Source organism: Streptomyces sp. NPDC008238, assembly GCF_042956445.1.
Lineage (GTDB): Bacteria > Actinomycetota > Actinomycetes > Streptomycetales > Streptomycetaceae > Actinacidiphila.
The window spans coordinates 1-19,735 of record NZ_JBIBGK010000055.1 but is presented as its reverse complement, the minus strand read 5'-3'; the positions used below and the strand labels follow the sequence as shown (position 1 = coordinate 19,735).

Annotated in this window: 18 protein-coding genes; 10 read left to right on the top strand and 8 right to left on the bottom strand. The window is 72.8% G+C overall.

Features of this window, described 5'->3' with window-relative positions:
- The 9 genes from ACFZAU_RS41260 to ACFZAU_RS41220 form a co-directional block, all read left to right on the top strand.
- Positions 1 to 1,835, top strand: a 1,835-nt coding sequence (locus ACFZAU_RS41260; RefSeq protein WP_500556517.1) for a M4 family metallopeptidase, incomplete at its 5' end; no start/stop codon positions are given.
- Positions 1,836 to 1,961: 126 nt separating this feature from the next.
- Complete coding sequence (locus ACFZAU_RS41255) at positions 1,962 to 2,981, top strand: helix-turn-helix transcriptional regulator (RefSeq protein WP_500556516.1); 1,020 nt, start codon at positions 1,962 to 1,964, stop codon at positions 2,979 to 2,981.
- Between the two features lie 110 nt (positions 2,982 to 3,091).
- On the top strand, positions 3,092 to 4,597 hold the full coding sequence (locus tag ACFZAU_RS41250) for an aldehyde dehydrogenase family protein (protein ID WP_500556515.1): 1,506 nt from the start codon (positions 3,092 to 3,094) through the stop codon (positions 4,595 to 4,597).
- 440 nt (positions 4,598 to 5,037) lie between these two features.
- Positions 5,038 to 5,127: a K(+)-transporting ATPase subunit F gene (kdpF, locus tag ACFZAU_RS41245; protein WP_361812010.1), complete on the top strand. Its 90-nt coding sequence runs from the start codon at positions 5,038 to 5,040 to the stop codon at positions 5,125 to 5,127.
- Positions 5,127 to 6,791, top strand: coding sequence for a potassium-transporting ATPase subunit KdpA (kdpA, locus tag ACFZAU_RS41240; protein ID WP_500556514.1), 1,665 nt, complete (start codon positions 5,127 to 5,129; stop codon positions 6,789 to 6,791). The genes kdpF and kdpA overlap by 1 nt, the downstream gene beginning before the upstream one ends.
- A complete protein-coding gene (gene kdpB / locus ACFZAU_RS41235) occupies positions 6,791 to 8,908 on the top strand; it encodes a potassium-transporting ATPase subunit KdpB (RefSeq protein ID WP_500556513.1) in 2,118 nt (705 codons plus the stop codon). The genes kdpA and kdpB overlap by 1 nt, the downstream gene beginning before the upstream one ends.
- Before the next feature lie 20 nt (positions 8,909 to 8,928).
- Complete coding sequence (gene kdpC / locus ACFZAU_RS41230) at positions 8,929 to 9,552, top strand: potassium-transporting ATPase subunit KdpC (protein ID WP_500556512.1); 624 nt, start codon at positions 8,929 to 8,931, stop codon at positions 9,550 to 9,552.
- A 100-nt stretch (positions 9,553 to 9,652) separates the two neighbouring features.
- Positions 9,653 to 12,217 carry a sensor histidine kinase gene (locus tag ACFZAU_RS41225; protein ID WP_500556511.1) on the top strand — a complete coding sequence of 855 codons (2,565 nt, stop codon included), beginning with the start codon at positions 9,653 to 9,655 and terminating at the stop codon, positions 12,215 to 12,217.
- Positions 12,214 to 12,897, top strand: coding sequence for a response regulator (locus ACFZAU_RS41220; protein WP_499609959.1), 684 nt, complete (start codon positions 12,214 to 12,216; stop codon positions 12,895 to 12,897). The genes ACFZAU_RS41225 and ACFZAU_RS41220 overlap by 4 nt, the downstream gene beginning before the upstream one ends.
- Before the next feature lie 405 nt (positions 12,898 to 13,302).
- Here the strand turns inward: ACFZAU_RS41220 and ACFZAU_RS41215 are convergent, their stop codons facing one another.
- The 7 genes from ACFZAU_RS41215 to ACFZAU_RS41185 all read right to left on the bottom strand — a co-directional run bounded on the left by ACFZAU_RS41215 (position 13,303) and on the right by ACFZAU_RS41185 (position 17,891).
- On the bottom strand, positions 13,303 to 14,076 hold the full coding sequence (locus ACFZAU_RS41215) for a GNAT family N-acetyltransferase (RefSeq protein ID WP_500556510.1): 774 nt from the start codon (positions 14,074 to 14,076) through the stop codon (positions 13,303 to 13,305).
- A 106-nt stretch (positions 14,077 to 14,182) separates the two neighbouring features.
- Positions 14,183 to 14,260, bottom strand: coding sequence for a 50S ribosomal protein bL37 (locus ACFZAU_RS41210; protein WP_500548810.1), 78 nt, complete (start codon positions 14,258 to 14,260; stop codon positions 14,183 to 14,185).
- Between the two features lie 13 nt (positions 14,261 to 14,273).
- Entirely contained in the window at positions 14,274 to 15,035 is a 762-nt protein-coding gene (locus tag ACFZAU_RS41205; RefSeq protein WP_500556509.1) for an SDR family NAD(P)-dependent oxidoreductase, read from the bottom strand.
- A 358-nt stretch (positions 15,036 to 15,393) separates the two neighbouring features.
- A complete protein-coding gene (locus tag ACFZAU_RS41200) occupies positions 15,394 to 16,032 on the bottom strand; it encodes a DUF305 domain-containing protein (protein WP_500556508.1) in 639 nt (212 codons plus the stop codon).
- Entirely contained in the window at positions 16,029 to 16,685 is a 657-nt protein-coding gene (locus tag ACFZAU_RS41195; protein WP_500556507.1) for a thioredoxin-like domain-containing protein, read from the bottom strand. The genes ACFZAU_RS41200 and ACFZAU_RS41195 overlap by 4 nt, the downstream gene beginning before the upstream one ends.
- 106 nt (positions 16,686 to 16,791) lie before the next feature.
- On the bottom strand, positions 16,792 to 17,193 hold the full coding sequence (locus tag ACFZAU_RS41190) for a hypothetical protein (RefSeq protein WP_500556506.1): 402 nt from the start codon (positions 17,191 to 17,193) through the stop codon (positions 16,792 to 16,794).
- Between the two features lie 98 nt (positions 17,194 to 17,291).
- Positions 17,292 to 17,891: a TetR/AcrR family transcriptional regulator gene (locus ACFZAU_RS41185; protein WP_500556505.1), complete on the bottom strand. Its 600-nt coding sequence runs from the start codon at positions 17,889 to 17,891 to the stop codon at positions 17,292 to 17,294.
- Between the two features lie 110 nt (positions 17,892 to 18,001).
- On the opposite strand from ACFZAU_RS41185, the gene ACFZAU_RS41180 reads away from it, so the two are divergent.
- Entirely contained in the window at positions 18,002 to 18,703 is a 702-nt protein-coding gene (locus tag ACFZAU_RS41180; RefSeq protein WP_500556504.1) for an SDR family oxidoreductase, read from the top strand.
- A 25-nt stretch (positions 18,704 to 18,728) separates the two neighbouring features.
- Here ACFZAU_RS41180 and ACFZAU_RS41175 read toward each other — a convergent pair whose 3' ends face one another.
- Entirely contained in the window at positions 18,729 to 19,550 is an 822-nt protein-coding gene (locus tag ACFZAU_RS41175) for an alpha/beta fold hydrolase (protein WP_500556503.1), read from the bottom strand.
- Between the last annotated feature and the right edge of the window lie 185 nt (positions 19,551 to 19,735).

The following is a 19,735-nucleotide window of genomic DNA, read 5'->3' as shown; positions in this document are numbered from 1 at the left end:
CGACCACGAAGGCGCCGCAGGAGATGACCGACAGCGGCGCGGTCGACGCCCACTGGGCGGCCGGGAAGGTCTACGAGTTCTACCGCGGCACCTTCGACCGCGACAGCCTCGACGGCAAGGGCATGGCCATCAACTCCCTCGTCGGCGTGACGGACTTCGGCTCGCCGTTCGTCAACGCCTTCTGGGACCACACCAAGATGGTCTACGGCACCGGTGACGACGAGTACCGCTCGCTCGCCTCCGACCTGGACGTCGTCGGCCACGAGATGACCCACGGCGTGGTCGAGCACACCGCCGACCTGGTCTACGCAGGCCAGTCCGGCGCCATGAACGAGGCCGTCGCCGACTACTTCGGCAACGTCATCGACGTCACCGTCAACCGCACCCCGATGACCGACCCCGAGGCGAGCCTGATCGGCGGCGACCTCTGCCGCACGCTGGCGCCGAAGGACTGCGCGTTCCGCGACCTCAACGACGGCGCCACCACGAAGGGCTTCCTCGGGCTGCCCCTCGGCTCCTCGTACGACAACGGCGGAGTGCACGTCAACTCCACGATCTTCAGCGGTGCGCTGTGGGACATCCGCGAGAGCCTGGGCGGCGAACTCGCCGACAAGATCGTCTACAAGGCGCTCACCTCCTACCTCACCCCGCTCGACGGCTTCGACGAGGGACGTGACGCGGTCCTCGCCGCCGCGAAGTCGCTGCACGTCAAGGGCGACCGCATGGCGAAGGTCAAGCAGGCCTTCGAGGCGCACGGCATCGTCCCCGGCTGGGAGAAGGCCCTCGGCCTGGACAGCGACGTCCTGCTCGGCCGCCTCGGCACCCTGATGTCGTTCGTCGGCACCGGCAACGCCCCCAGCGCGGGCGGGGACTGGTGGGCCGCCCCCAGGTCGGCCGGCGCGGACGGCACCGAGCCGTACGCCGTGTGGACGGGCCGCACCGACGGCAAGGGCAAGCCCCGCAGGATCTCCCCGGTCGACGGGCGCTCGCACCTCAGCCCCGTCACCGACGGCAGGCGCGTGGTCTGGGTGGCGGTCGGCGACGCCCCCGGCGACGACCCGTGGGCCCACACGTACGACATCCTGTCCGCGCCCGTCGGCGGCGGCCCCGTCAAGACCCTCTACAGCACCGGCACGGAGATCAGCGGACTGAGCGTGGACGGCGACACGGTCGCCTGGTCCCGCCGCGACGAGGCGACCTCGCTGCAGCGGGTGCTGTACCTGAAGGGGGGCGACACCACGCCGCGTGAGGTGCCGCTCGGCCGGGACTACAACCAGGCGGCCGAACCCGCCGTCAAGGACGGGCGCATCGCGTACATCCACGACGGCATGTTCGACGGCGCCTACGGGGTCGTCGTGGAGGTCTTCGACACCAGGACCGGCAGGACCACGGCCCTGGGCACGCCCTCGCAGCCGGAGTGGATCAGCACCCCGGTGATCACCGCGGCCGGCGTGTACTGGCTCATCGACACCGACTACACCGACGACGACTTCACCACCCTGCGCCGGGCGTCCCTCGACGGCTCCGCGGTCACCGACGTCATCGCGGAGAAGGGCCCGAACCCCGTCCGGGCGTACGGACTCACGGCGTCGGACACGGCAGTCACGCTGACCCTGTACGCATCGTTCTCGCAGGTCTTCGACGACTACAACGACTCGCTCGCCAAGCTCTGGCAGTTCACCCCGCAGGGCGCCCCGCTGGGCCGGGTCTCCTGCAGCCACGGCCAGCAGTCGAACGCCGCCGCGGGCACCGGCAGCCGCGTCCTGTGGATGGACACCACCACCACGGACACGGACCTGGTGACCCGGGCCCGCCCCGCGGGCACCTGCGGCTGAGCGGCCGCGACACCGCACCACCCCGACGGGGGCCCGGCCCGGCGCACGCCGGGCCGGGCCCCCGCCGGCCGTTCCGCGAGGCGTACGATCATGAGCCGGCGCGGAGGTACAGGGGTGGCAGGCGGCATGGATGTCTGGTCGGGAGGTCCTTGGGCGGGGACGGGGCTGGACCCCCTGGGCGCCCGGGTCCTGGAGTACCTGGTGGGTCATCCCACGGCGGACGCCGCCGCGGTGGCCGAGGCGGTCGGCACCTCCGCCGGCGAGGCCGAGCGGGCGCTGCGGGGCCTCGAGGACGAACTGCTGGTCATCCGCATCCCCGGCGGGGCCCCGCGCTGGAAGGCCGGCCCGCCGCGCTCGTCCCTGGGTTCGCTGCTGGCCCGCAGACGAAGCGAACTGGCCCGTACGGAGCTGTTCATGGAGCAGCTCGACGAGCTCTACCGCTCCGCCGCGCGTCCCGGCGCGCCCGACCTGGTGGAGGTCCTGGAGCACGGCGACGAGGTCGCCGCCCGCTACGCGCACCTGCTGAAGGGCAGCCGGAGCGAGGTGCTGCACCTGGCCAAACCGCCCTACGTGACGGGGACCGCGGACGACTCGGGGCACCGCGACCCCGACCGCACCGCTGTCGAACCGGGAGTGCGGCTGCGTTCGGTGTACGAGGCCGACGGCTTCACCGACGAGGTGTCCCTGGAGACGGCGATCCGGGGGACCGCGGTGGGCGGTGAATTCCGCCTCGGCACACGGCTCCCGGTCAAGCTGGCGCTCTTCGACCGGACCACCGCCCTGCTCCCGTTGCACGGCGACCGGCCCTCGGCGGGCTCACTGGTGGTGCACTCCCCGGCCCTGATCGCGGTGTGCGTGGCGCTCTTCGAGGGCATCTGGGAGCGCGCGACGCCGGTCTCCCTGGAGAGCCGCCAGGACTGGCCCGTCGCGCGCCGCGAGCGCGAGCCGGTCGAGACCGACGAACGGACGCGGGAGATCCTCCACCTCATGGCCACGGGCATGAAGGACGACGCCATCGCCCGGGTGCTGGGCGTGAGTCGCCGCACGGTGCAGAAGCACGTCAGCGAGGCGGGCACCGCCCTCGGCGCCCGGACGCGCTTCCAGATCGCCCTCCTCGCGCGCGAACGCGGCTGGCTGGACGGCTGAGTCGGCCACCCGCCCACGTGGCGGTTCTTGGGCTGCGCTATACGTTCCGTTTGCCGATATAAAACATTCAATCACCATAAGCATTGCATATTGGTGCAAACCTGGACTGTATGCGAATTTCGGAGCTGTCGAATCCGTACGGCGCCACCGGCGCACGGCCGACCGCGGGCGAGATCGTGGACCGCCCGTGGCGCATGCTGATCGGCGGTGCGGCGACCGAAGCGGCCACGGGCGCCACCCTGGACGTCGTCAACCCCGCGGACGAGACGGTCGTGACCCGGGTACCCCTCGGCGGCGCCGAGGACGTGGACGCCGCGGTCGAGGCGGCGCTGAGGGCGGCGCCGGGCTGGGCGGCCACCTCCGTGACGGACCGGGCACGAGTGCTGGCCGCGCTCGCGGACGCGGTCGAGACGCACGGCGAGGAACTCGCCTGGACCGACACCTTCGACAACGGCACCCCGATCGGGGTCATGCGGGCGGACTTCCGCGCCGCCGTCGCCCAGCTGCGCTACTTCGCCGGACTCGCCCTCCAGCTGCGCGGCGAGACCGTCCCCATGGCCGACCACGACTCCCTCGACTACACGCTGCGCGACCCCTTCGGCGTGGTCGGACGGATCATCCCCTGGAACCACCCCCTGCTGTTCGCGGCCGCCCGGATCGCCGCACCGCTCCTCGCCGGCAACACCGTCGTCCTCAAGCCCGCCGAGGCGACCCCGCTGTCCGCGCTGCGCCTGGGCGAACTGGCCGCCGGCATCGTCCCGCCCGGGGTGCTGAACGTCGTGCCGGGCCTCGGCCCCGAGGCCGGCGAACGGCTGGTGACCCACCCGGACGTCCCGCGCATCGCGTTCACCGGTTCCTCCGCCACGGGACGCCGCGTCCAGGCGCGCGCGGCGAGCGGCGCGGTCAAGACCGTCACCCTCGAACTGGGCGGCAAGAACCCGCTGATCGTCTTCGCCGACGCCGACGTGCACGCGGCGGTCGACGGCGCGATGGCGGGCATGAACTTCACCTGGCAGGGCCAGAGCTGCGGCTCCACCTCGCGGCTGCTCGTCCACCGCTCGCTGTACGAGGCCGTGGTGACCGAGGTGGGCAGGCGCATGGACGCCCTGCGCCTCGGCGACCCGGCGGACCCCGCCACGGACATCGGCCCCCTGGTCTCGGCGGAGCACTACCGCAAGGTGACCTCCTACATCCGCGCGGGGCTCTCCGACCCCGCCCTGCGCCTCGTCGCGGGCGGCAGCGCCCTGCACCGCCCCGGCTACTACGTCCGGCCCACCCTCTTCGCCGCCCCCGCCGGCCCCTCCGGGCCGCTCTTCCAGGAGGAGATCTTCGGCCCGGTGCTGGTGGCGGCGCCCTTCGACTCGTACGACCAGGCGATCGCCGAGGCCAACGCCCTGCCGTACGGCCTCACCGCCAGCGTCTGGACCACCGACCTGCACACCGCCCTGGCCGCCGCCCGCGACCTGCGGGCCGGCTACGTGTGGGTGAACGCCAGCTCGTCGCACCTCCCCGGAGCCGCCTTCGGCGGTGTGAAGAACTCGGGAGTCGGCCGCGAGGAGGGCATGCAGGAGCTGGAGTCCTACACCCAGCCCAAGAACGTCTACGTGCGGTTCTGACCCCACGCCCCGCCGCCGGGCCCCGGTCTGTCCTGTCGGCGGGTCCCGGCGGCGGTACGCAGCGCTGTCGCCGTCGCCGTCGCCGTCGCCGTCGCCGTCGCCGTTGACCGGCGGGCGCCGGCGCCCCCGGCCGCCCGCGCCGAAGCCCGCGTAGGAGACCCCCGCCCGCCCGTCACCCGTTCGGACGGGCGGGCGTCAAAGTGGCGTCAAGCCGCTCCGGGGCCGCGTCAGGAACCCGCTAACGAACCCCGTGGGGGGCACCCCGGGGCGCTTCGCTACGTACACCGGTTTTTCACCGGCGCCGCGGGCCCGCCCGGGTACGCGGCCATCGTCCCCACTCGATCACCGGGGTGTCTCCGCATGCCAGATCTGGCCTTCATCGTCCTCACCGTCGTCGTCTTCGCCGTGCTCGGCCTCGTGGCCAAGGGGGCGGAGCGGCTGTGAGCGTCGAAAACGTCGTCGGACTCGTCGTCGCCGTGGCCCTGGTCGGTTACCTGGTGCTGGCGCTGATCTACCCGGAGAAGTTCTAGTGAACGACACCCTCGCGGGCTGGCTCCAGATCCTCGCGCTCGTCGGCGCGCTGGCCCTGTCCTACCGGCCGCTGGGCGACCACATCGCCCACACCCTCACCTCCGTCAAGCACCTGCGCGTCGAGCGGGTCGCCTACCGCCTCGGCGGGGTCGACGGCGACGCGGACCAGAAGTGGTCCGTCTACCTGCGGAGCGTGCTGGCCTTCTCGGCCGTCTCCGTCATGTTCCTCTACGGCTTCATGCGGCTGCAGAACCACCTGCTGCTCTCCATAGGCATGCCCGCCGTGACGCCCGGCGTGTCCTTCAACACGGCCGCCTCCTTCGTCACCAACACCAACTGGCAGTCCTACTCGGGTGAGTCCACGATGGGTCACCTGGTGCAGATGTCCGGCCTCGCGGTGCAGAACTTCGTGTCGGCCGCCGTCGGCATCGCCGTCGTCGCCGCCCTCATCCGGGGCTTCACCCGCAAGAAGACCGACCGCGTCGGCAACTTCTGGGTGGACCTCACGCGGATCACCGTGCGCGTGCTGCTCCCGCTGGCCTTCGTCTTCGCCATCGTGCTGGTCGCGGGCGGCGCCGTGCAGAACTTCCACGGCGTCGACTCCGTCTCGACCCTGATCGGCGACCACCAGAGCCTGACCGGCGGTCCGGTCGCCTCCCAGGAGGTCATCAAGGAGCTGGGCACCAACGGCGGCGGTTTCTACAACGCCAACTCCGCCCACCCCTTCGAGAACCCCAACGCCTTCACCAACTGGCTGGAGATCTACCTCCTGCTGGTGATCGCCACCTCCCTGCCGCGCACGTTCGGCCGCATGGTCGGCGACAACCGCCAGGGCTACGCGATCATCGCCGTGATGGGCGTCATCTGGGCGGCCTCCGTCGCCATCGTCACCGTCAACGAGCTGCACAGCGTGAGCAGCCAGGCCGGTCACGTGGCGGGCGGCATGATGGAGGGCAAGGAACAGCGCTTCGGCGTGTGGGGATCGGCCCTGTTCGCGGTGTCGACGACCCTCACCTCCACCGGCGCGGTCAACTCCTTCCACGACTCGTACTCGCCGATCGGCGGCGGGATGACGATCTTCAACATGATGCTCGGCGAGATCGCCCCCGGTGGTACCGGCTCGGGCCTCTACGGCATCCTCATCCTGGCGATCATCGCGGTCTTCGTGGCCGGCCTGATGGTCGGCCGCACCCCGGAGTACCTGGGCAAGAAGCTCGGCAGCCGGGAGATGAAGTTCGCCTCCCTCTACATCCTCACCACCCCGGCGATCGTGCTGATCGGCGCGGGCCTCGCCATGGCGCTGCCCGGTGAGCGGGCCGGGATGCTCAACACCGGTGCGCACGGCTTCTCCGAGGTGCTGTACGCCTTCACCTCGGCCGCCAACAACAACGGTTCGGCCTTCGCGGGCCTCACCGTCAACACCGACTGGTACAACACCGCGCTCGGCCTGGCCATGCTCTTCGGCCGCTTCCTGCCGATCGTCTTCGTCCTGGCGCTGGCCGGCTCCCTGGCCCGGCAGCAGCCGGTGCCCGCCACGGCCGGCACCCTGCCCACCCACCGGCCGCAGTTCGTCGGCCTGCTGACGGCCGTGATCCTGATCGTCGTCGGCCTCACCTACTTCCCGGCCCTGGCGCTGGGTCCGCTCGCGGAAGGTCTGTCCTGATGTCCCTGACCACCCTCGAACCCCCCGCTTCGCCGGGCGGCGCCCCGACCGAGCCTCAGCAGCCGCACCGGGTCTCCGGCGGCATGCTCGACCCGAAGCAGCTCCTCACGGCGCTGCCCGACGCGGTCAGGAAGCTCGACCCGCGGGTCATGATCAAGAACCCGGTCATGTTCGTGGTCGAGGTCGGCGCCGTCCTGACCACCCTCTCGGCGATCAAGGACCCGAGCATCTTCGCCTGGGTCATCACCGTGTGGCTCTGGCTGACCGTCGTCTTCGCCAACCTCTCCGAGGCCGTGGCCGAAGGCCGCGGCAAGGCGCAGGCCGAGACCCTGCGCCGCACGAAGACCGACACCGTCGCCCGCCGGCTCACCGACTGGCGGCCCGGCACGACCTCGGCCTTCGAGGAGGAGGTCCCGGCCTCGGGGCTGAAGCTCGGCGACCACGTCGTCGTCGAGGCCGGGCAGATCATCCCCGGTGACGGCGACGTCGTCGAGGGGGTCGCCTCGGTCGACGAGTCGGCGATCACGGGTGAGTCGGCGCCGGTGATCCGGGAGTCCGGCGGTGACCGCAGCGCGGTGACGGGCGGCACCAAGGTGCTGTCGGACCGGATCGTCGTGCGCATCACCTCCAAGCCCGGTGAGACCTTCATCGACCGGATGATCGCGCTGGTGGAGGGCGCGGCCCGGCAGAAGACGCCCAACGAGATCGCGCTGAACATCCTGCTGGCCTCGCTGACCATCGTCTTCCTGCTCGCCGTCGTCACCCTGCAGCCCTTCGCCATCTACGCGGGCGCCGAGCAGAGCATCGTGATCCTCGCCGCGCTCGTCGTCGCGCTCATCCCGACCACCATCGGCGGGCTCCTGTCGGCGATCGGCATCGCGGGCATGGACCGCCTGGTGCAGCGCAACGTGCTCGCCATGTCCGGCCGTGCCGTCGAGGCCGCCGGCGACGTCAACACCCTGCTGCTCGACAAGACCGGCACCATCACCTTCGGCAACCGCCAGGCCTCGGAGCTCCTGCCGGTCAAGGGCACCACCGCCGCCGAACTGGCCGACGCCGCGCAGCTGTCGTCGCTGGCCGACGAGACGCCCGAGGGCCGTTCCGTCGTCGTCCTGGCCAAGGAGAAGTACGGGCTGCGCGAGCGTCACGAAGGCGAGCTGGGCCACGCCGAGTTCGTGCCCTTCACGGCGCAGACCCGCATGTCCGGCGTCGACGTCGACGGCCGCCAGGTCCGCAAGGGCGCCGCGTCCGCGGTGACCGCCTGGGTCGCCGACAACGGCGGCCGGACGGACGAGGAGGTGCAGTCGCTGGTCGACCGCATCTCGCAGTCCGGCGGCACGCCGCTCGTGGTGGCCGCCAAGGAGAACGGCGCGGCCCGGGTGCTCGGCGTCATCCACCTCAAGGACGTCGTCAAGCACGGCATGCGGGAGCGGTTCGACGAGCTGCGGCGGATGGGCATCCGCACGGTCATGATCACGGGTGACAACCCGCTGACGGCCAAGGCGATCGCCGACGAGGCGGGGGTCGACGACTTCCTGGCGGAGGCGACGCCCGAGGACAAGATGGCGCTGATCAAGCGGGAGCAGGCGGGCGGCAAGCTCGTCGCGATGACCGGTGACGGCACCAACGACGCCCCGGCGCTGGCCCAGGCCGACGTGGGCGTGGCCATGAACACCGGCACCTCGGCCGCCAAGGAGGCCGGGAACATGGTCGACCTGGACTCCGACCCCACCAAGCTGATCGAGATCGTGGAGATCGGCAAGCAGCTGCTCATCACCCGCGGCGCCCTGACCACCTTCTCCATCGCCAACGACGTCGCGAAGTACTTCGCGATCATCCCCGCGATGTTCGCCGCCGCCTACCCGGGCCTGGACAAGCTCAACATCATGCAGCTGCACAGCCCGACGTCGGCGATCTCCTCGGCGATCATCTTCAACGCGCTGATCATCGTCGTGCTGATCCCGCTCGCCCTGCGCGGCGTGCGCTACCGGCCGTCGTCCGCGTCGGCGCTGCTGAACCGCAACATCTGGGTCTACGGCCTGGGCGGTCTCGTGCTGCCGTTCGTCGGCATCAAGGTGATCGACCTGATCATCCAGTTCATCCCCGGCCTCAGCTGACAGAAGAAGGCGATTCCATCATGTCCGGCTCCCTGCCCGCCGTGGTCCGCAACCACGTGGCCGCCCTGCGGATGCTGCTGGTGTTCACGGTCCTCCTGGGCATCGCGTACCCGCTGGCCGTCACCGGCGTCGCCCAGGCGGCGTTCTCCGACCAGGCCAACGGCTCCAGGATCACCCAGGACGGCAAGACCGTCGGTTCCAGCCTCATCGGCCAGAACTTCACCCTCCCCAAGAAGAACCCGGACGACGCCGAGGAGGTCGCCCAGCCGGACCCCAAGTGGTTCCAGCCGCGTCCCGGCGGCTACGACCCGCTCGTCACCGGCGCCTCCAACCTCGGCCCGAACGACGAGGGTCTGGTGAAGACCATCAAGGAGCGCCGGACGGCGGTCGCCGAGTTCGACGGCGTCGCCCCCGAGGACGTGCCGGTCGACGCGGTCACGGCCTCCGGCTCCGGTCTCGACCCCCACATCTCGCCCGAGTACGCCCGGGAGCAGGCCGAGCGGGTCGCCCAGGCGCGCGGCCTGGCGCCCGAGAGCGTGCGCAAGCTGGTGGACGACCACGTCCAGGGCCGGATCCTCGGCTTCCTCGGCGAGGAGCGCGTCAACGTCGTGGAGCTCAACCAGGCGCTCACCGCGCTGAAGTGACGTCGCGACACGGTCGGACCATCCGCACCACGCCGCCCGGCGGCGCAGGGACCACCTGCGCCGCCGGGCGGCGTGACACCCGTACAAGGAGGGACATCCGGTGACGCAGCCAGTCGTCCCGGCCCCGGCCGGCACTCCCCGGGGACGGCCCGGCAGACTCAAGGTCTTCCTCGGGGCGGCACCCGGAGTCGGCAAGACCTACCGCATGCTCGACGAGGCCCGCCGCCGGGCCGCCCGGGGCACCGACGTCGTCGTGGGGTACGTCGAGTGCCACAAGCGGCCACGCACCGAGGAGATGCTCGACGGCCTCGAGACCGTGCCCCGCGCCGAACGCGAGTACCGCGGCGGCGTCTTCGCCGAGATGGACCTCGACGCCGTCCTCGCCCGCGCGCCCGAGGTGGCGCTCGTCGACGAGATGGCCCACACCAACGTGCCCGGCGGACGCCACGCCAAGCGCTGGCAGGACATCGACGTGCTCCTCAGGGCCGGGATCGACGTGATCACCGCCGTCAACATCCAGCACCTGGAGTCGCTCAACGACGTCGTCGAGAAGATAACCGGCGTGCCGCAGCGGGAGACCGTCCCGGACGAGGTCGTCCGCCGCGCCGACCAGATCGAGCTGGTCGACATGCCCGCCGAGGCGCTGCGCCGCCGCATGGCCCACGGCAACGTCTACGCCCCCGAGAAGGTCGACGCGGCCCTGTCGAACTACTTCCGCGTCGGCAACCTCACCGCGCTGCGCGAACTGGCCCTGCTCTGGGTCGCCGGACGGGTGGACGAGGCGCTGCAGAAGTACCGCTCCGAACACGGCATCGGACGCGTCTGGGAGACCCGGGAACGCGTGGCCGTCGCCGTCACCGGCGGGCCGGAGGGCGAGACCCTCATCCGCCGTGCCGCCCGCATCGCCGCCCGTTCGGCCGGCGGGGACCTGCTCGCCGTGCACATCGTCCGCAGCGACGGGCTCGCCGACTCCTCTCCCGCCGCCCTGGCCCGGCAGCGGGCCCTGGTGGAGAGCCTCGGCGGCACCTTCCACTCGGTCGTCGGCGACCACGTCCCCGACGCGCTGCTGGACTTCGCACGCGCCGAGAGCGCCACCCAGCTGGTGATGGGCACCAGCCGCCGCGGCCGGCTCACCCGGTTCCTCACCGGACGCGGCGTCGGCGAGACCATCGTCGAACGCTCCGGCGACATCGACGTGCACATGGTCACCCACGAACGGGCGGGCCGCGGACGCCTCCTCCCCGTGCCCTCCAGCAGCCTGCCCCTGGCCCGCAAGGTGGCCGGCCCCGTCGCCGGATTCGTCCTCCCGGTGCTGCTCACCACGGTGCTCGCCAACTACCGCGGGCACCTGAACCTCACCAGCGAGGCGCTGCTCTTCCTGCTGACCGTCGTGGGCGTCGCCTGCATCGGCGGCGTCGTCTCCGCGCTGCTCGCCTCCGTGACGGCCTCGCTGCTGCTCAACTACTACTTCATTCCGCCCATCGGCCGGTTCACCATCGGCGAGACCAACAACGTGCTGGCGCTCGCCGTCTTCGCGCTGGTCGCCGGCACCGTCGCGACCATCGTCGACCGCTCCCTGCGGCTGTCCAGACGCGCGGCCAACGCCACCGCCGAAGCCGAGACACTGTCCTCCCTCGCCGGGAACATCCTGCGCGGTGACCAGGCCCTCGAGGCCCTGCTGCAGCGTACGCGGGAGGCCTTCGGCATGGACTCCGCCGAGCTCGTCCACCGCTCCGGCGACGGCGCGGCGGGCGTGGACGACCCGGCGGAGGGCGTGGTGGCCGTGCCCGTCGGCCCCGACGACGTCCTCGTGCTGCGCGGCCGCCGCCTGGCGGCCTCGGAGCGGCGGGTGCTCATCGCCTTCGCCGGGCACGTGGCCTCCGCGCTGGAGCGGGCCCGGCTGGCCGAGGCCGCCGCCGAGGTGGAACCGGTCAGGGCGGCCGACCGGATGCGGACTGCGCTCCTCGCCGCGGTCAGCCACGACCTGCGCACCCCGCTCGCCGGCGCCTGGGCGGCCGTCAGCTCGCTGCGCAGCCGCGAGGTCGAGTTCTCCGCCGAGGACCAGGAGGAACTGCTGGCCACCGCCGAGGTGTCCCTGGACCGGCTCAACCGGCTGGTGGACAACCTCCTCGACATGAGCCGGCTGCAGGCCGGAGCGCTCAGCCTCGCCCTGGAGCCGACCTTCGTGGCCGAGGTGGCCTCGCTGGCCCTCGACAGCCTCGCCGAGAGCACCGTCCCCGTCACCCTCCAGGGCCTGGACGACATACCGTTCGCGCTGGCCGACCCGCCGCTCCTGGAACGCGTCGTCGCCAACCTGGTGACGAACGCCCAGCGGCACGCCCCGGCGGGCACCGGGGTCCTGCTCGGCGCCAGTGCCCTCGGCACGCGCATCGAGCTGCGCGTCGCGGACCGCGGCCCCGGACTGCGGCCCGCCGACCGGGAGCGCGTCTTCGAACCCTTCCAGCGGCTCGGCGACACCGACAACACCACCGGCCTCGGACTCGGGCTCGCCCTCTCCCGGGGGCTGACCGAGGCGATGGGCGGCACCCTCACCCCCGAGGACACCCCCGGCGGAGGTCTCACGATGGTCCTGTCCCTGCCCACCGCCGGCGGTCCGGACGAGGTGCCCGCCGCCCCCGCCGGCGGGGAGGAGGCACTCGCATGAGGCGCGTCCTGATCGTCGACGACGAGCCGCAGATCCTGAAGGCGCTGGAGATCAACCTGACGGCGCGCCACTACGCGGTCGCCACCGCGCCCGACGGGGCCACCGCACTGCTGCTGGTGTCCCGGCAGCCGCCCGACGCCCTCATCCTCGACCTCGGCCTGCCGGACATGGCCGGGACCGACATCATCCACGGCGTGCGGGCCTGGAGCCCGCTGCCCATCATCGTGCTCTCCGGACGGACCGGGCCGGCCGACAAGATCGAGGCACTGGACGCGGGGGCCGACGACTTCGTCACCAAGCCGTTCTCCATGGACGAGCTGGCGGCCCGGCTGCGCGCCGTCCTGCGCCGCCCGCCCGTCCTGGAGGAGCCCGAGACGGTCACCATCGCCGACTACCGGGTCGACCTGGGCGCGTTCACCGTCCGGCCCCGTTCGGGCAAGGGCGAGGCACCGAGGCTCACGCCCACCGAGTGGCGGCTGCTCGCCCCGCTGCTGCGCAACCCGGGGCGCCTGATCACCGGACGCCAGCTGCTGCGCGACGTGTGGGGGCCGGGCAACGAGAAGCGCACCAACTACCTGCGCGTCTACCTCGCCACCCTGCGGCACAAGCTGGAGCCCGACCCGGCCCACCCGCGCCACCTGATCACCGTGCCCGGCATGGGCTACCGCTTCGAGCCCTGAGCGGCCGCACATGGAGCACCCCGCCGGTGGGCCCACCGGGCGGGGTGCTCCATGTGCGGCCGCACGCGGCGTATGGCGTCGTGTCGTGGCGACGGGCGGTGTCCTGCGGGAGACGGCGGCTGGTTCGGCCGATCCGGCGGCGCTCGTCGACGGCGCCGGCCCGGCGGGGCGGGCTGACGGCAGCGTTCGGGCACCGCGGTGTGCCCTCGCCGGAGGTACGTCGCCGATCGCCGGCGCGGCCCGGCCCACCCGGGCCGCGCCGGCGACGCCGGCGGTCGTGCCGTACCGGAAGCCGGCCGGCCCCGGGCCGCCACGCTGCACGGGTCGACCGCGACGGTGTGAGGCCCTCGCGGTCGACCCGGCGGCGCCGCGGAACTCCCGGTTGCCACCGCCGTTCCCGCGCGCTCACAGGGCGCGCGTGATCCCGCCTCGGTGACCCGCCCCGGCGGGAGCGCCGACCGCGTAGTGGACGTACTCCCCGAACAGCCGGAAACCCGCGGTCCAGGCCAGCCGGCGGCTGGGCCGGTCGCCGCGCGAGCACGTCCAGCCGGGTGTGCGGCCGCGGGCCGCGACGTCGCCGCACAGACCCGACAGGCAGGCCAGGGCCAGGCCCTCGCGGCGATGGCCCCGCGACGTGACGACCGCGAGGTCCTCGTAGACGCCGCCCAGGACGTATGTGCACGCCAGCGAGACGAGCCGGCCCGATCGGAACGCCCCCCACGCGTGGCCCGACGCGGCGAGGCCGCGCGCACCGCCCCAACTGAGCGTGAACCGGCGGACGTCGTCGCCCGCGGCGGCAACGGCCGCGCCGTCACCCGGCACCAGCCGGCGCACCACCACGTCCCGCGGAGGCCGGCGGCGCGGCACCGGGCGCGACTGCACCCAGATCATCCGCTCCCAGGGCACGACCCGGTCGAACGCCGCACCCAGGACGGGCAGGAAGCGCGTACGGGCCAGGACGTAGCGGTTCGCCAGGCCCGCGAGGCCGTCCGGGTCCACGTACCGGGGATCGCCCTCCAGCAGCGCGTGGTTCGCGCACACCACCGCGACCGCGCGGGGCGCGGCAGCCCGGTCGGCCCACCAGCGTCCGTTGCCGCTCGCCCGCACGTGCTCCGCGAGCGCGGCGGGACCGGGCACGCCGCAGGGGAACCAGCCGTCCAGGGCCGGGACTTCGATCACCGGTGACCACACCTTCCGCGCACACCGTGGTACGCCCCGCACAACGGACGGCGGTGCGGACCGGGGTCGTCGACCCGGGGCCCGCACCGCCGTGGGGCATCGGGAATCAGCCCTGACCGGGCTTGTTGCCGTGGCCGGCGCCCTTCTTGCGCCTGGCCCTCTTCTTTCGGGCACGCTTGGACACGAATGACCTCCTTTCAGGCGGAGACGAGCAGGTCGGCGACCTTGCACAGACGCCGTACCGTGCGGTCCTCTACCGCGGTCCCGGCGGCCGGGGCGAGCGTGGCCCGGTCGTAGTGGGCACCCGGGACGAGTTCGGTGTCCGGGTCGCACAGCCGCGCCACCCGCGCGGCGTCCTCCGGGCGCACGCTGACGGCCGTCACGCCGCCGGGCGCGGCCGCCCGGGCGAAGACGAGGAGGGCCAGCTGCGACCGGGCGTAGGCGGCGTGCCGCGAGTAGCGGTGGGAACGGTTCAGGTCGTTCCATGCCGGCGCCACCGACCGGGGCGTCGCGGACGACACGTTGACCACCCGGGCGCCCGGGCGCGCCGTCAGCGGGCCGGCCAGCTCACGGGTGAGGAGGTAGGCCGCCAGGAAGTTCACCTGGAAGGAGACCTCGTGGCCGTCGGCCGTGAGGGTGCGGGTCTCGGGCGCCGCTACGGCGGCGTTGTTGACGAGGACGTCCAGCGCGGGGTGCAGGCCCCGCACCATGGCCGCCAGGTGGCGGACGTCGGAGAGCCGGGTGAAGTCGGCCACCGCCAGGCGCAGCCGGACGCGCTCGATGCCGGCCGCCACCAGCCGCTCCACCGCGTGGTGCGCCGACTCCGTGTCGCGACCGTGGACGACGACCGTGCAGCCCCGCTCGGCGAGCAACCGGGCGGTCTCCCACCCGACACCGGACGTCGCCCCGGTGACCAGGGCCGTGCGCGGGGAGACGACGAGGACAGGGGACGCAGACATGGACCACTCCGTGGATCGGTACGCCGCATCGCGCCGGCCGCGGGGGCGGCGGCGCTCGCCTGCGGGGAGCAGGGGCGGCCGCCCGGCGCGGCCGCGGGAGTCCGGTGCCTCGGGGCACCGGCGGGAGGGCGGTGCGCAGCACCGGCGGCACCCGACGGGGTGGCCGGTCGTCCTGGCGCGGGCCGTTGTTCCCGCTCCTCATCCAATGCGGCGGCGGATCCGCGGGCAAGGCTCCGCGGTGATCCCTGACGACACCCTGACGCACCGTGCCGGCGGTGCCCGGGAGGCGGGCGGCCTCCCGAGCACCCCGGCGCGGTCAGCGGTCAGGGGTCACGCGTTCGGGGTCAGGTGTTGGGGCTCAGGCGTTCGGGCCCGAACCGCGGGCCGTGAGCATGTCGGCCATCAGACGGATCTCCGCCTCCTGGCCCTGGACCATGCCCGCCGCCAGGCGCCGCACCTGGTCGGTCCGCGCGAGGTCGGCGGCCGCGGCCGCCATCTCCACGCCGCCCTTGTGATGGGCGGTGAGCAACCGCAGGTAGAGCACCGCGGCCGCCTTGCCGTGGGCCGCCTGGAGCCGGCGCAGCTCGGTGTCCGTGGCCATGCCCGGCATCAGCGACCCGTCGTGCGGCGTGTAGGCCGTGTCGTGGCCCATCCACGTCATGGGCGGCTTCGACGAGGACTTGGGCAGCCCCCAGACGTCCAGCCAGCCCAGCAGCATGCCGCGCTGGTTGGCCTGGGTGTTGATGACGTCGTAGGCGAGCCTGCGGACGTCCTCGTCGTCCGTGCGGTCACGGACGATCAGCGACATCTCCACCGCCTGCTGGTGGTGGATCACCATGTCGCGCGCGAAACCGGCGTCCGGCGAGTCCGTGCCCGGGGTGCCCCCGCTGCTGGGCCGTGCCGTCAGCAGGGTGAAGGCCAGGGCCGCGAGCACGACCAGCACCATGGAGCCGGCGAGCGCGAGCATCGGCCTGCCCGCGCCCCTGGCGGCGGTCACGAGGCCTTGCCCCCGGTGCAGGGCGCTCCGGGCTCGGGGGTCTGGTCGCCCTGCACATAGGTGTCGAAGAACTGCGCCACGCGCGGGTCGTCCGCCTTGGTGACGCCCAACTGGCGGCCCCACGCGGTGAGGGTGATCGGCGAGGCCTGGTCCGCGTAGGGGCTCATGAGGGAGTACGGGGTCTTCGAGACGCGGGCGCCGAGCGTCTTGACGTCGGCGTCCGTCGCCTTGTCGGTGTACGTCACCCATACCGCGCCGTGCTCCAGGGAGTGCACGGCGTTCTCCTTGGTGAGGGGCTTGTCGTAGACGTCGCCGTTGCAGTTCTGCCAGACGGGGCTGTGGTCGCCGCCGACCGGAGGACTCATCGGGTAGTCGACGGTCTTGTCGACGTGGTTCTGCGTGAGCCCGGACCAGGTCTTCTCCCCGCTGATGGCGCCGGCGGCGGCGTTCTTCGCGCCGTCGTCGCCGCCGTCGCCGTCGTTCGCGGCGCCCACGAGGTAGACGCCGCCACCGACCAGCCCGAGGAGGACGGCGGTGCAGGCGGTGATGGTGATGATCCGGTTGCGGCGCTCGCGGGACTGCTCCTGGCGGCGTATCTCCTCGACGCGCGCACGGCGGTCGGCGGCCCTGGCCTTGGAATGGGGGGCACCCATGGCATGTCCTGATTCCCCGCCGCGTCGGCGACACGGCGGTGCTGGTGGAAAGGGTCGGATGACGTACGTCGCGCACCGGCGGTCGCCGCCGGTGCGGTCGGCCCTTCTACGTCCGCTGGATCTGGAGCATGTGCAGGTCGAGGGAGCGCACGGTGCCCGGGGCCGGCGCGCCGAGACCCGCGGCGGCGACCGCGGGCGGCCACACCGACGGCAGTTCGGCGCCGACGAGGTGCGGCGGGGGAGCGGAGCCAAGGGTCACCGGCGTGTGCTCCGCGGGGGAGCAGCCGTCGCCGGGCCGCCCGGGGCCGTGGGCGTCCGTGCACACCTCGTCGGTGACGTGGGTGCTGTGCGGGGCGACCAGGGTCCGGGCCGGCCCGTGGGCGGCGTCCGGCGCCCCGGTGTGGCCGCAGATCCCGAGCGCGGCGAGCAATCCGTACAGGACGAGGACAACACCGTTCAGACGGGCGGGTATCGCACCGCCTCGGCCGGCTCCTCCGTCACTGCGCATCGCGGCAGATCGTACCCGCCGCCGCGCCGCGTATACGCGCCGGGTGCGGCGCCTGCGGCGAACAACCGAGGTGCCCGCCACGGCTCGTCCGGCAGCGGTCAGGACATTCCCGCCGCGTCCAGCAGGGTCGTGGCGGTGGCCGTGGCCAGGCCGTCCAGGCTCCGGGCCTGGGCCACGGCGCGGGCGCTGGATCCGTCGAAGACGACGGTGAGTTGGCGGGCGAGCAGATCGGCGTCGTGCGCGCCGCCCCGACGGGCCTCCTCGCGGAAGAAGTCGGTGAGCGCGTCCTTGTATCGCCGTGCGATCACGCCGGCGGGGTGCTCGGGGTCCTTGAGCTCGAAGGCGGTCGCCAGGAAGGGGCAGCCGAGGTAGTCCGGGGACGCGGACAGCGACTCGAGGTGCTCGAAGACGTGCATGATGCGCTCGCGCGGCGCCGGGCCGGCCTCGGGAGCGGGCAGCAGCCCGCTCAGGTAGCGGGAGCCGGCGCGCTCCAGGCTGGCCGCCAGGACGTCGTCCTTGCCGGCGAAGAGCTGGTACATCGACCGCTTGGAGACTCCGGCCGTTCGGCACAGTGCCTCGATGCCGATGCTGACGCCTTTGCGGTAGAAGAGCGCGGCCGCGGCGTCGAGGAGCCGCTCGCGAGTCGGAGCCGTCGCCGCCGCGGTGGCGGCGGACGGGGTGGTTGCGCCGGAAGTCATGGAAGTGAGCCTACGCCGTGTGTTGCCGAATAGAAACCGATCGGTTTACAGTCCTGGAAACCGATCGGTTTCCGCCGTCGGTCCTCGTCACTCTCGCTGGGAGCACATCCATGACCGCAATCGCAGGTTCGACCGTTCTCGTCACCGGAGGCAGCCGGGGCATCGGCCGCGCCCTGATCGAGGCCCTGCACGCCCGAGGGGCCAAGAAGGTCTATGCCACCGCCCGTGACCCGCGCACGATCACCCATCCCGGCGCGGTCCCGCTGGCGCTGGAGGTCACCGACCCCGCCTCGGTGGCCGCCGTCGCGGAGCAGGCGCAGGACGTCACCATCCTGATCAACAACGCCGCGGGGGCCGTGGCGGCATCGTTCCTGACCTCCCCCGTGGACGACGTCCGCCGCGAGTTCGAGGCCAACTTCTACGGTCCCCTGCAGGTGACCCGGGCCTTCGCCCCGATCATCGAGGCCAATGGCGGCGGCCACCTGCTCAACGTGCACTCGGTCCTGTCCTGGGTCGCGCTCTCCGGCTCCTACAGCGCTTCCAAGGCGGCGCTGTGGTCGCAGACCAACTCGCTCCGGCTGGACCTGAAGCCGCGCGGCATCAACGTCACCGGGCTGCACGTCGGCTATGTGGACACCGACCTGGCGGCGCACATCGACGCGCCGAAGTCGTCGCCGGCCGGCGTCGCGGAGCAGGCGCTCGACGGGATCGAGTCCGACGCCTACGAGGTGCTGGCCGACGAGATCTCCCACCAGGTCAAGGCGGGCCTGTCGGCCGACCTCGCCGCCCTGTACCCGCAACTGGCCGGCTGACCGGAGCGCCCCGCCGCGCCCGGGCTCACAGCCCGGCCGGGGGCGGGACCGCTCCCGCGGGGCGCAGGAGGTCCCGCAGGGCCTCCATGACCGCGTCGGGCCGTTCCTCGTGGAGCCAGCCGTGGCCCGCGCCGTCGACGACGCGGTGGTCGCCCCGGGGGACGGACGCGGCCAGGGCGGCGTGGAGTTCGCTTTTGGCGGTGTTCATCGCGCGGACGGTGTCCTCGGACCACAGGTGGGCCTGGGTGGGGTCGACGCCCATCGCGGACAGCACGATCAGCGGCACGTCGGGGAGGCCGGGCGCGTCGCGCAGTTCGCCGGCGACGACGTCGTGCACGTTCCTGTCCTCGTCCCAGGCGGTCCGCCACCGGGTGAGGTGGTACTCGGCGAGCGGTTCGCGGACACCGTCCGGCCAGGCCGCGAAGTGCCGCGCCAAGGCGGCCCGTGACTGCTCGATCTGCTCCGGCGTCGCCTCGGGCAGTTCGGCGCTCCGCAGCTGCTCCACCTTGTCGCGGATCTCCTGCGTCGCCCGTGCGTACATGTCCTCGTGGAACGGGTCCAGCAGGAGCAGACCCGCCACCTCGCCGGGGTGGCGCTGCGCGAAGCGACGGGCGTAGGCGGCACCCAGGGAGTGGCCGACCAGGAGGTACGGGCCGGGGACGTCGGCCGCGTGGAGCAGGGCGTGCAGTTCGGAGGTGACCTCCGCCGCCGTGCGGGGGAGCGGTACGGGGGTGCTCCAGCCGGTGCCGCCGCGGTCGTAGAGGACGCACGTGGTGAGCGCGGCCACGCGGTCGTGGAGGTTCACGTAGTCCAGGCCGACCATGCCCGCGCCCGGGAGCAGCACCACGGTGGGGCCGCCGGTGCCGGAGCGGTGCAGGGAAAGGCGCAGCCCGGCGACGTCGTGGGGGCCCCCCCGCGGCGGCGCCCCCCCCCCCCCCGCCGGGGGCGGGGGGGGGTGGGGAAAGGGTAAAAAACCGGCCCACCCCAAACGGAAAAAAAAATTGGAAAGACTAAACACAAACAAAAGGTTGT